The organism is Pseudomonas sp. XK-1 (assembly GCF_038069885.1).
GTDB lineage: Bacteria > Pseudomonadota > Gammaproteobacteria > Pseudomonadales > Pseudomonadaceae > Aquipseudomonas.
This window is the reverse complement of record NZ_JBBPES010000001.1, coordinates 44,756-56,621: the sequence shown is the minus strand read 5'-3', so window position 1 is coordinate 56,621 and position 11,866 is coordinate 44,756. Positions and strand designations below refer to the sequence as shown.

Here is an 11,866-nt window from a genome sequence, read left to right as displayed (position 1 = left end):
GCCCCGCCCCTCGCGTTGCATAATCGACCCGGATAAAAACACCGCCCGGCGCACATAAACCAACAATATCCAGGCAACTTCTGTGACGTGCCACTAGTTTGCCAGTAAGCAATTACTTACAGTCAGATCGCTCTATCCCTACATGAAATGCATGATTAATTTACTTGCGCATTAGTTCTCACAATCTCCAGGAACTATCGTCCCATTAATTAATCGTCGAATATCGCCCTCTGATACACATTTCACACTTTGGATGGTTGCCCACCCTGCCCCATGAGGCTAGGATGCCCACCTCACGAGGGATCTGCGCAAGTTGTTGCACATCCGAGTGCGCAAGAAGTTGCGCACTCGCGCTGTTTCAACATCACCGACCTGTACTAGGCCGGAACTCACAAAGTTGTACGCGCACACACATTGAGTCATGGAATGACCTATTCAAACAAACTCACTGCTCATTATTTAGAGCTGGCCAAACTCCCTATTGATAAAGGGAACTTTGCCGGCGATGACGTGCGTTATTCCAGCGAATACGAAGTTCTCGAAAACGAGCTGGGCAAAGCCACCGCCCTGCACGAAACAGCGGCGATTGACTGGCAAAAGGTCCGCGAAAACAGCGAGATCTTGCTCAGCGCCCACTCCAAGGATCTGCGCGTCGCCGCCTGGCTGATCTGGGGTCTTTACCAGCGCGAATCCTTCCCCGGTCTGCAGGCCGGTTTCAGCCTGCTGCACTACCTGTGCCTCAACCATTGGGCCGAGCTGCACCCACGCAAACCCCGCACCCGCGCCGCCGCCATCAGCTGGCTGATTCCACGCCTGGAACAGGCCCTGGCCGAACACGTGCCGATTGGCGAGCAACTGGCGCTGTTCCGCAGCCTGGCCGAGCAGCTGCGCGCCCTTGAAGCCTGCCTGGCCGAGCACCTGGGCGAAGATGCACCACTGCTGCTGCCGCTGTGCCGCCGCCTGGATGAGCTGGTCAAGCGCGCCAGCCAGGGTCAGCCGGAGCCCGGTTCTGTCGGCGCGGCGATTGCCCAGGTCAAGCAGGCCGCCAGCCAGATGCTCACCCCTGGCGCTCCCATCGAAAGCGAAAAGGAAGCGCACAAGAGCCTGCGCAGCCTGCAGGACCAGGCGCGACCGCTCTGCGCCTACTGGCTCAAGCAGAAGGCCAGTGACCTGCGCGCCCTGCGCCTGGCCCGCACCCTGCTGTGGCTGCCGATCGACAGCCTGCCGGAACGCAATGCCGAACAGATAACCGCCCTGCGCGGCCTGCCGGCGGACAAGCTGGCCAGCTACCAGGAGCGCTACCAGAACGGCCAGTACGCCGACCTGCTGGTCGACCTGGAAGCCAGCATCGCCCGCGCGCCGTTCTGGCTCGATGGCCAGCATCTGGTCTGGCAGTGCCTGCACGAGCTGGATGCCGAACAGGCGATGCGCGAAGTGGAGATTCAACTGGCGCTGTTTCTACAGCGCATGAGCGGCCTGGAAGAACTGCGCTTCCACGACGGCAGCGCCTTCGCCGACGCCCAGACCCGCGCCTGGCTCAGCTCCCATGTCATGCCCCATCTCCAGGCCCCGTCCAGCGCCAGCGCCCCGGTCACCCACGACGGCGACAGCCAGCCGGCCTGGGACCTGGCCCTGCAGGAGGTGCTGCCGAAGCTGCGCAAGGACGGCCTAAAAAGCGCCGTGCAACAGCTCAAGCTCGGCCTGGCCAGGGCGCGCGGCGGCCGCGAGCGCTTCTTCTGGCAACTGACTCTGGCGCGCCTGTGCTACAGCGCGAAGAAATACGAACTGGCCAAGACCCAACTCGAATCGCTGGACCAGACGCTGCAGGCCACCGGCCTCGGCGACTGGGAACCCGATCTCGCCCTCGACGTACTGCGCATGCTGCACAGCTGTTGCGAACTGCTGCCGCAGAACCATGCGGTGCGCGAACACAAGGATGAGATCTACCGCAGGTTGTGCCACCTCGACCTCGAGGTGGTGCTGGAGTAGGCGCGCTCAGGCCAGGTGACGCCTCGTCGTCTGCCCTGAGCACGCCCCAAAGGCCCCCGGGCCATCAACGCAAAGGAGAACAACCATGGCCAAAGAAGGCTCGGTAGCCCCCAAGGAACGCATCAACGTCACCTTCAAACCCGCCACCGGCGGTGCCCAGGAAGAGATCGAACTGCCCCTGAAACTCATGGTGCTCGGCGATTTCACCCAGCGCGCCGACGAGCGCAAGATCGAAGACCGCAAGCCGATCAGCATCGACAAGAACAGCTTCGACGAAGTCCTGGCCAAACAGGAACTCAACCTGACCTTCGGCGTACCCAATCGCCTGCAGGACGAAGCCGAAGGCGACGAACTGGCCGTACAGCTGAAGATCAACTCGATGAAGGACTTCAACCCGGCCAACCTGGTCGACCAGGTCCCCGAGCTGAAAAAACTGATGGAACTGCGCGACGCCCTGGTTGCCCTGAAAGGCCCACTGGGCAACGCCCCGGCCTTCCGCAAGGCAATCGAAAGCGTGCTGGCCGACGACGACTCGCGTGACCGCGTACTCGGCGAACTCGGCCTGGCCGCCCAAGGCAAGCTGGACTCCTGATCCCAATTAACAAGGAAGCTAATTCATGAGCACTAGTGCAGCAGTAGAAAGCGGTCGCAGCGCCGCCGACCTCGGCATCCTCGACCGCATCATTGCCGAAACCAAGCTGACTCCGGACGACGAAGCCTATGACATCGCCAAGCGTGGCGTGTCGGCCTTTATCGAAGAGTTGCTGAAGCCGCAGAACGAAAATGAGCCGGTAAAAAAGGCCATGGTCGACCGCATGATCGCGGAGATCGACGCCAAGCTCAGCCGGCAGATGGACGAAATCCTCCACAACGCCGAGTTCCAGGCGCTGGAATCCTCCTGGCGCGGCCTCAAGCTGCTGGTGGATCGCACCAACTTCCGCGAAAACATCAAGCTGGAGATCATCAACGCCTCCAAGCAGGACCTGCTCGATGACTTCGAAGACAGCCCGGAAATCACCCAGTCCGGCCTGTACAAGCACATCTACACCGCCGAGTACGGCCAGTTCGGTGGCCAGCCGGTCGGCGCGCTGATCGCCAACTACTTCTTCGACCCGAGCGCTCCGGACATCAAGACCATGCAATACGTGGCCTCGGTCGCGAGCATGTCCCACGCGCCGTTTATCGCCGCTGCCGGGCCGAAATTCTTCGGCCTGGAAAGCTTCACCGGCCTGCCGGACCTGAAGGATCTGAAGGATCACTTCGAAGGCCCGCAGTTCGCCAAATGGCAGAGCTTCCGCGAGCAGGAAGACGCCCGCTACGTCGGCCTGACCGTACCGCGCTTCCTCCTGCGCAACCCCTACGACCCGGAAGACAACCCGGTGAAGACCTTCGTCTACAAAGAGAACGTCGCCAACAGCCACGAGCACTACCTGTGGGGCAACACCGCCTACACCTTCGCCAGCCGTCTGACCGACAGCTTCGCCAAGTTCCGCTGGTGCCCGAACATCATCGGCCCGCAGAGCGGTGGCGCGGTGGAAGACCTGCCGCTGCACCACTTCGAAAGCATGGGCGAAATCGAAACCAAGATCCCCACCGAAGTGCTGGTCTCCGACCGCCGTGAATACGAGCTGGCCGAAGAAGGCTTTATCGCCCTGACCATGCGCAAAGGCAGCGACAACGCCGCGTTCTTCTCCGCCAACTCGGCGCAGAAGCCGAAGTTCTTCGGCATCAGCGAAGAAGGCAAGACCGCTGAACTGAACTACAAGCTCGGCACCCAGCTGCCCTACATGTTCATCATCAACCGTCTGGCCCACTACCTGAAAGTGCTGCAGCGCGAGCAGATCGGCGCGTGGAAAGAGCGCACCGACCTGGAACTGGAACTCAACAAGTGGATCCGCCAGTTCGTCGCCGACCAGGAAAACCCGAGCTCCGAAGTCCGCAGCCGTCGTCCGCTGCGCGCCGCTCAGGTGATCGTCAGTGATGTTGATGGTGAGCCGGGCTGGTACCGCGTCAGCCTCAACGTGCGTCCGCACTTCAAGTACATGGGTGCCGATTTCACCCTGTCGCTCGTCGGCAAGCTGGACAAGGAGTAAGCATCCTTATGGCCGGGTACGGAAGCCTGTTCGAACGCCTCGGCGGTGAAGCCAGCCAACGCGCCGGCTGGAGCCGCGAGGTCGCCGTCATGGCATCGGTGGCGACCCACCTGGCGAAAATGCTCAGCACCCGGGCGGGCAGCGTGCAAACGCTGCCCGACTACGGGTTGCCCGATCTCAACGATATGCGCCTGTCGCTGCACGATTCGCTGCAGCAGGCGCGTATCGCCATCGAACGCTTTATCGAAGCGTACGAACCGCGTTTGCGCGATGTGCGGGTGATTTCCCTGCCCCGCGACAACGACCCGCTGAGCCTGGCCTTTGCCATCGAAGGCCTGCTGCAGGTCGAAGGCTGCAAACGCCAAGTCAGTTTCTCCGCGCGCCTGGACGGCAGCGGACAGGTCAAGGTCAATTAAGGAGAGCCCCATGTCCGGTAAACCCGCCGCCCGCCTCAGCGATCCCACTGCCTGCCCGATTCCCGGCCATGGCACCAACCCGATCGCCGCCGGCTCGCCCAACGTACTGTTCGACAACCTGCCCGCCGCCCGCCAGGGCGACGCCTCGGCCTGCGGCGGTGCCCTGGCCAGCGCGGTAATCCCGACAGTGCTGATCAACGGCAAGCCGGCGACCACCGTTGGCACCGTGGGTAGCCATGGCAATGTGGTGGTGGCGGGCTCCGGCACCGTACTGATTGGCGGTTGACCCGATGCACCCACAAGGATGAACCGCTGAGATGTCTTTTAACCACTACTACCAGAGCGAACTCACCGCCCTGCGCCAGCTCGGCAAGCGCTTTGCCGAGCGCAGCCCGGCGTTGGCACCGTTTCTTGGGCAGAGCGGGCGCGACCCGGATGTCGAGCGGCTGCTGGAGGGTTTCGCCTTTCTCACCGGGCGCCTGCGGCAGAAGCTCGATGACGAGCTGCCGGAGCTGACCCATTCGCTGATGCACCTGCTGTGGCCGAACTATATGCGCCCGCTGCCGGCGTTCAGCATGTTGCAGTTCGACCCGCTCAAGCGTCCGGGGCCAGCCTTGCCGGTGCCGCGCCATACGCCGGTGGAGTCCAAGCCGATCCAGGGCGTGACCTGTCGCTTCCGCACGGCCTTCGCCACCGAGGTGCTGCCGCTGGCGCTCAATGGCCTGGATTACTCGGTCAAGGGTGACGGTGCGCTGCTCAGCTTGCGTCTGGCGATGAGCGCCGATGGCCACCTGGGCGATCTCGACCTCAAGCAGTTGCGCCTGCACCTGGCCGGCGAGCGCTATATCAGCCAGTTGCTCTACCTTGGCCTGCTGCGCCACCTCGGCGGTATCCGGCTGGTACTGCTGGATGGCGCAGGCAAGCCCCTGGTCGATGCGTTCGAACAGCCCGTCGCCACCCTGCAGCTACCCGCCAGCAATGTGCAGCCGGTGGGTTTCGACGAAGACCAGGCGCTGATCCCCTACCCGCTCAACACCTTCCGTGGCTATCGCTACCTGCAGGAATATTTCGCCTTCCAGGACAAGTTCCTGTTCGTCGACCTGCTCGGCCTGGATGCGCTCAAGCGTCTGCCGGCGGATCTGCTCAAGCAGGCCCGCGGCATCGAGTTGCGCTTCGATATCCACAAGGCCGGGGTGCAGCGCATCCGTCCGACCCTGGATAACGTGCGCCTGTACTGCACGCCGGTGGTCAATCTGTTCGCCCACGACGCCATCCCGATCCGCCTCGACGGCAAGCAGGATCAGTACCTGCTGCTGCCCTCGGAGCTCGACTCCGAGCATTGCGGGGTGTTCTCGGTGGACCGGGTGACCGGCTGGAAGCCCGGCGGCAAGGGTTATGAGGAGTACGTACCGTTCGAGTCCTTCGAGCACGACGCCAGCTTCGATGTGCCCCACGCCCGCCCGCATTACAGCGTGCGCCAGCAGCCGTCGATGCTCGGCGATGGCCTGGAGACCTACCTGAGTTTCGGTCTGCGCAACCTCGACCAGCACGAAACCCTGTCGATCGAGCTGACCTGCACCAACCAGAACCTGCCGCGTCAGCTCGGCCTGGGTGATATCTGCCTGCCCTGCGAGGACACTCCGGAGTTCCTCAGCTTCCGCAATATCAGCGCGGTGACGCCCAGCTATGCGCCACCGCTGCACCGCGATTTCCTCTGGAAGCTGATCAGCAACATGTCGCTGAACTACCTGTCGCTGGCCAACGTCGAGGCGCTCAAGGTGATCCTCGAAACCTACGACCTGCCGCGCTATTACGACCAGCACGCGGAGAAGGTCAGCAAACGCCTGCTCGACGGCCTGAAAAGCATCAGCCACCAACACGTCGACCGCCTGCACCGCGGCCTGCCGGTGCGCGGGGTGCGCACCCAACTGACGATCAACCCCGAGGGCTATGTCGGTGAGGGCGATCTGTTCCTGTTCGCCACCGTGCTCAATGAGTTTTTCGCCCTGTACGCCAGCTTGAATTCGTACCACGAGCTGCGCGTGCAGAGCACCCAGGGAGAGCTGTACCAATGGACGCCACGCATGGGGCAGCAGCCCCTGCTATGAAACTGCGCACAGAGATAGGCGAGCGGGTAGCCGGCATGGCACCGGCGGACGCAGACAGGCTTGGAGTCGCACCCGACTTTACGAGGTGTAAATGAGCACTGCGATCCCCACGGCAACGCCGCCTGAACAACCTAGCGCCGCGACCGAGCCGGGGCTGAGCCGCCTCAGCCGTGGCATCCGCGAGTACAGCCTGTTCCAGGGCGTGCAGCTGGTGCTGGAACGCTTGCAGGCCGCCCACCCGGAGCTGGACGAGGAGGCGCTGTATCAGCACCTGGAACTGCAGGCCAACCCGAGCATGGGTTTTCCCGGCAGTGATATCGATCGCGTGCAGTTCTTCGAAGAGCACGGCGAGCTACGCGCACGCCTGCGCATCAACCTGGTCAGCCTGTTCGGGGCCGGCTCGCCGTTGCCGGCCTTCTATGGCGAGCAGGCCCTGGGCGACAGCGAGGACGGCAATCCGACCCGAGCCTTTCTCGACCTGTTCAACAATCGCCTGCAGCGCCTGCTGCTGCCCACCTGGCAGAAGTATCGCTACCACGCACGCTTCCAGAGCGGCGCAGCGGACCCCTTTTCCGAGCAGCTGTTCGCCCTGATCGGCCTCGGCGGCGCGCAGATCCGCGCCGCCTCGGAGCTGAACTGGAAACGCCTGCTGCCCTACCTCGGCCTGCTCAGCCTGCGCGCCCACTCGGCAGCACTGATCGAGTCGGTGCTGCGTTACTACTTCAAGCACGCCGCGCTGCATATCGAACAATGCCTGGAACGCCAGGTGGAGATTCTCGGCGAGCAACGCAATCGCCTCGGCCTGGCCAACAGCCAGCTGGGCGAAAGCCTGGTGCTCGGCGAGTTCGTGCGTGACCGCGGCGGCAAATTCCGCATCCATGTGCGCCAGCTCGGCTGGCAGCGCTTCCACGAATTCCTGCCGATCGGCAGCGGCTACCAGCCGCTCTGCGCACTGGTGCGCTTCACCCTGCGCGACCCACTGGACTACGACATCCGCCTGGAACTGCGCCAGGACGAAATACGCGAATTGCGCCTCGGCGCGGACAACCCCTGCCTGCTGGGCTGGACCACCTGGCTGGGCCGCGATAACGCCGACGGCGTGGTCACCCTCGGCAGCAAAACTCATTAAGGACTGATGAAATGATCAACGTCGATCTGCAACAGCTGGTACAGGCCCTCGACGCCGCCACCAAGAACGATCTGGAACTCGCGGCCGAGCGCTGCGTGGTGCGTGGCGGCAGCAAGATTCTGGTCGAAGACCTGCTGCTCGGCCTGCTCGAGCGCCCGGACGGCCTGCTCGGCCGCGCCCTGCAGGACGCCGAAGTCGACGCCAGCGAGCTGGCCCGCGCACTGCAACCGCGCGGCGAGCACAATGAGTCACGCAACCCGGTGTTCTCCACCGAGCTGGTGCAATGGCTGCAGGACGCCCTGCTGGTGGCCAACCTGGAACTCGGCCAGAACCAGGTCGACCAGGCTGCGCTGATCCTCGCCCTGCTGCGCAACCCGATGCGTTATGCCGGCAGCCACTACCAGGCGCTGCTGGCCAAACTCAACCCGGAACGCCTGCGCGACTTCGCCATGGCCCAGCAGCCGCAGGAAGCCGCCGGCAAAGCCGCGGCGGGTGGCGAATCCAACCTCAAGCGCTTTACCCACAACTTCACCCAGCAAGCCCGCGACGGCAAACTCGACCCGGTGCTGTGCCGCGACGCGGCGATCCGCCAGATGATCGACATCCTCGCCCGTCGGCGTAAAAGCAACCCGATCGTGGTTGGCGAGGCCGGTGTCGGCAAAACCGCCATCGTCGAAGGCCTGGCCCTGCGCATCGCCGCCGGCGAAGTGCCGGACGCGCTCAAGGGCGTCGAACTGCTGTGCCTCGACCTCGGCCTGCTGCAAGCCGGTGCCAGCGTCAAAGGCGAATTCGAACGCCGGCTGCAGGGCGTGATCGATGAAGTCAAAGGCTCGCCCAAACCGATCATCCTGTTTATCGACGAGGCCCACACCCTGATCGGCGCTGGCGGCCAGGCCGGTGGCGGCGACGCGGCCAACCTGCTCAAGCCGGCACTGGCTAGAGGCGAGCTGCGCACCATCGCCGCCACCACCTGGAGCGAATACAAGAAGTACTTCGAGAAAGACCCCGCCCTGGCCCGCCGTTTCCAGCCGGTGCAGTTGCTCGAACCCACGGTCGACGAAGCGGTGACCATCCTCCGCGGCCTCGCCCCGGTGTACGAGAAAAGCCATGGCATCTACCTGCGCGATGACGCCGTGGTCGCCGCCGCCGAGCTGTCCGCGCGCTACCTGGCCGGCCGCCAACTGCCCGACAAGGCCGTCGATGTGCTGGATACCGCCTGTGCCCGGGTGCGCATCAGCCTGGCCGCCGCGCCGGAAGCCCTGGAACGTCTGCGTGGCGAAATCGCCGAAGGCGAGCGCCAGGGCGAGGCCATGGGCCGGGATATGGAAGCCGGCCTGAATATCGATAGCGACGCCCTCGATCAGCTCGAACAGCGCCTGAGCGAAGCCCGCGCCGAGCTGGAGCAGATCGAAACCCGCTGGGCCATTCAGCGCGATCTGGCTACCCGCCTGCTCGAGCTGCGCAAGCAGTGCGCCAGCGCGCGTGCGGCGAGCGTCGAAGAGAACACCGAGCAAGCGACCGAGCTGCACCAGCTGGAAGCCGAGCTGCGCGAAGTGCAGGTCGAACTGGCCAGCGCCCAGGCCAATGAGCGCCTGGTCAGCTTCGAAGTCTGCCCGCGCCTGGTCGCCGAAGTAATCAGCCACTGGACCGGCGTGCCGCTGAGTCAACTGGCTCGCGAGCACAACAGCAAGGTGCTGAGTTTTGCCAGCGACCTGCGCCAGCGCCTGCGGGGCCAGGAACAGGCCATCGAGGCCCTGGACCGCTCGATGCGCGCCACCGCCGCCGGCCTCAACCGCGCCGATGCACCGGTCGGGGTATTCCTGCTGGTCGGCCCCAGCGGCGTCGGCAAGACCGAAACCGCCCTGGCCCTGGCCGACCTGCTGTACGGCGGCGAACGCTTCCTCACCACCATCAACATGTCCGAGTTCCAAGAGAAGCACACGGTCTCCCGTTTGATCGGCGCGCCGCCCGGCTACGTCGGTTACGGCGAAGGCGGCATGCTCACCGAGGCGGTGCGGCAGAAACCCTACTCGGTAATCCTGCTCGATGAAGTGGAAAAGGCCGACCCGGACGTGATGAACGTCTTCTATCAGATCTTCGACAAAGGCGTGGCCAACGACGGCGAAGGGCGCGAGATCAACTTCCGCAACACGCTGATCCTGATGACCAGCAACCTCGCCAGCGAGCGCATCGCCAGCCTCTGCCAGGGCGGCCAGCGGCCGGCGGCGGACGATCTGGAACAGGCAATCCGCCCGACCCTGTCGCAGCACTTCAAGCCGGCGCTGCTCGGGCGCATGCGCGTGGTGCCCTACTACCCGATCGACGGCGACGTGCTCAACGAGCTGGTCGGTCTCAAGCTCGCGCGTTTCGCCGAGCGCCTGGCCCGCCGTCAGCTGCAGTTCAGCCACTGCCCCGCGCTGCTGGCAAACCTCGCCGAACGCTGCAGCCACGGCGACAGCGGCGCACGCCTGATCGATCACCTGATCGACCAGCACCTGCAGCCGCTGGTGGTCGACCGCCTGCTCGATGCCATGGCCAGCGGCGAAAGCCTGCAACGCGTGCACGCCACCCTGGACGGCGAAGGAACGGTGGTCTGTGAGTTCGCTTAAGGTGCCGCCGATGTTCCATCAGGTGCCGCAACCGCTGCACTATGCCGAGGCGCTGCTTGAGCGCTTCGCCGGCCTGGCGCGCACCGCCAGTGGCGAGGCCCTGCTCGGCGGCCTGGTCGAAGCCGCCGCGCAGCTTTCTGGCTGCGGCCTGAGCCAGCTGTACCTGTTGGACGATACCCACACCCGCCTGACCCTCAGCGCCGAATGGCAGGACGGCCTGCTGCAACCGCGCGCCGGGGCCAGCCTGTCCAGCGACTATGATGGCGAGCAGCTGCTGCAATATTGCCTGTGCCAGAACCAGGTGCTGAGCCTCGACGAACTGGACGGCAGCCTGCACCAGATTGGTTTCCTGCCCGAAGCCGGCGAGCCCTGGCGCAGCCTGCTGTGCCTGCCGCTGCTGGATGAGCAGAAGCGGGTCAACGGCCTGCTCCTGCTCGCCAGCCAGCCGCCGCGCGACCTGCTCGGTTTCGCCGGCTCGCTCGGCCACCTTGGCAGCTTCGTGATCGCCCAGCTGCATCTGCTGCAGCGTCTGCGCACGCCACGCAGCGAGCAGCCTACGCTCTACTCCAGCGCGCCCTGCGCCAGCGGCTACGGGCTGATCGGCGACAGCGCACCGATGCGCGCGCTGTATCAGATGATCGGCAAGGTGCTGCACAACCCGGTCAGCGTATTGCTGGCGGGCGAAACCGGCACCGGCAAGGAGCTGGTGGCCCGCGCCATCCACGATTGCGGCCTGCGCCGGAGCAAGGCCTTCGTGGTGCAGAACTGCGCCTCGCTGCCGGAAAACCTGCTGGAGAGCGAGCTGTTCGGCTACCGCAAGGGAGCCTTTAGCGGTGCCGACCGCGACCACCAGGGCCTGTTCGACGCGGCCAATGGCGGCACCCTGTTCCTCGACGAAATCGGCGACATGCCGCTGAGCCTGCAGGCCAAACTGCTGCGCGTATTGCAGGAAGGCGAAGTACGCCCGCTGGGCTCGACCGCCACCCACAAGGTCGATGTGCGCATCGTCGCCGCCACCCACCACCACCTGCGCAACCTGGTGGAGGAAGGGCGCTTTCGCGAAGACCTGTTCTACCGCCTGGCCCAGTTCCCCATCGAGCTGCCGCCCCTGCGCGAGCGCGAGCAGGACATCCTCACCCTGGCCCGGCATTTTGCCGACAAGGCCAGCGCCTTCCTGCAGCGTGATCCTTGCCGCTGGGCCGATCGCACCCTCGATCATCTGGCCGGCTATGCCTTCCCCGGCAATGTGCGCGAACTCAAAGGCCTGGTGGAGCGCGCGGTGCTGCTGTGCGAAGGCGGCGAACTGCTGCCCGAGCATTTCAACCTGCGCCAGGACAGCAACCCCGACGACAACGGCATGAACCTGCGCGAACGCATGGAACGGGTCGAGCGCAGCCTGCTGCTCGACTGCCTGCGCAAGAACCGCGGCAACCAGACCAGCGCCGCCTGCGAACTGGGCCTGCCCCGGCGCACCCTGCTGTACCGCATGCAGCGGCTGAATATCAGCCCGGCTGACGTGTAA

At 64.6% G+C, this 11,866-nt stretch carries 9 protein-coding genes; all 9 read left to right on the top strand.

From position 1 onward, the window contains the following. Positions 1-426 precede the first annotated feature (426 nt). The 9 genes from tssA to WMW70_RS00200 all read left to right on the top strand — a co-directional run bounded on the left by tssA (position 427) and on the right by WMW70_RS00200 (position 11,866). Positions 427-1,989, top strand: coding sequence for a type VI secretion system protein TssA (gene tssA, locus WMW70_RS00240; protein ID WP_341435528.1), 1,563 nt, complete (start codon positions 427-429; stop codon positions 1,987-1,989). A gap of 85 nt (positions 1,990-2,074) precedes the next feature. After that, complete coding sequence (gene tssB / locus WMW70_RS00235) at positions 2,075-2,581, top strand: type VI secretion system contractile sheath small subunit (protein WP_341435527.1); 507 nt, start codon at positions 2,075-2,077, stop codon at positions 2,579-2,581. A gap of 25 nt (positions 2,582-2,606) precedes the next feature. Beyond that, positions 2,607-4,082 (top strand): type VI secretion system contractile sheath large subunit, encoded by a 1,476-nt coding sequence (gene tssC, locus WMW70_RS00230; protein WP_341435526.1) that lies wholly within the window; start codon positions 2,607-2,609, stop codon positions 4,080-4,082. An 8-nt stretch (positions 4,083-4,090) separates the two neighbouring features. After that, positions 4,091-4,498, top strand: a complete 408-nt coding sequence (tssE, locus tag WMW70_RS00225) for a type VI secretion system baseplate subunit TssE (protein ID WP_325505204.1) — start codon at positions 4,091-4,093, stop codon at positions 4,496-4,498. A gap of 10 nt (positions 4,499-4,508) precedes the next feature. Beyond that, positions 4,509-4,784, top strand: coding sequence for a PAAR domain-containing protein (locus WMW70_RS00220; protein ID WP_341435525.1), 276 nt, complete (start codon positions 4,509-4,511; stop codon positions 4,782-4,784). A gap of 31 nt (positions 4,785-4,815) precedes the next feature. Beyond that, positions 4,816-6,606, top strand: a complete 1,791-nt coding sequence (gene tssF, locus WMW70_RS00215) for a type VI secretion system baseplate subunit TssF (RefSeq protein WP_341435524.1) — start codon at positions 4,816-4,818, stop codon at positions 6,604-6,606. Positions 6,607-6,697: 91 nt separating this feature from the next. Continuing rightward, a complete protein-coding gene (gene tssG / locus WMW70_RS00210) occupies positions 6,698-7,735 on the top strand; it encodes a type VI secretion system baseplate subunit TssG (protein ID WP_341435523.1) in 1,038 nt (345 codons plus the stop codon). Positions 7,736-7,746: 11 nt separating this feature from the next. After that, positions 7,747-10,344, top strand: a complete 2,598-nt coding sequence (gene tssH / locus WMW70_RS00205) for a type VI secretion system ATPase TssH (protein WP_341435522.1) — start codon at positions 7,747-7,749, stop codon at positions 10,342-10,344. A 10-nt stretch (positions 10,345-10,354) separates the two neighbouring features. Further along, entirely contained in the window at positions 10,355-11,866 is a 1,512-nt protein-coding gene (locus WMW70_RS00200; protein ID WP_341436525.1) for a sigma-54-dependent Fis family transcriptional regulator, read from the top strand.

What these genes read in the sequence shown, in the direction of transcription:
- tssB (WP_341435527.1), top strand. Translation starts at nt 2,075, where the DNA reads ATGGCCAAAGAAGGCTCGGTAGCCCCCAAGGAACGCATCAACGTCACC.
- tssH (WP_341435522.1), top strand. Translation starts at nt 7,747, where the DNA reads ATGATCAACGTCGATCTGCAACAGCTGGTACAGGCCCTCGACGCCGCC.
- tssC (WP_341435526.1), top strand. Translation starts at nt 2,607, where the DNA reads ATGAGCACTAGTGCAGCAGTAGAAAGCGGTCGCAGCGCCGCCGACCTC.
- tssF (WP_341435524.1), top strand. Translation starts at nt 4,816, where the DNA reads ATGTCTTTTAACCACTACTACCAGAGCGAACTCACCGCCCTGCGCCAG.
- WMW70_RS00200 (WP_341436525.1), top strand. Translation starts at nt 10,355, where the DNA reads ATGTTCCATCAGGTGCCGCAACCGCTGCACTATGCCGAGGCGCTGCTT.
- tssA (WP_341435528.1), top strand. Translation starts at nt 427, where the DNA reads ATGACCTATTCAAACAAACTCACTGCTCATTATTTAGAGCTGGCCAAA.
- tssE (WP_325505204.1), top strand. Translation starts at nt 4,091, where the DNA reads ATGGCCGGGTACGGAAGCCTGTTCGAACGCCTCGGCGGTGAAGCCAGC.
- WMW70_RS00220 (WP_341435525.1), top strand. Translation starts at nt 4,509, where the DNA reads ATGTCCGGTAAACCCGCCGCCCGCCTCAGCGATCCCACTGCCTGCCCG.
- tssG (WP_341435523.1), top strand. Translation starts at nt 6,698, where the DNA reads ATGAGCACTGCGATCCCCACGGCAACGCCGCCTGAACAACCTAGCGCC.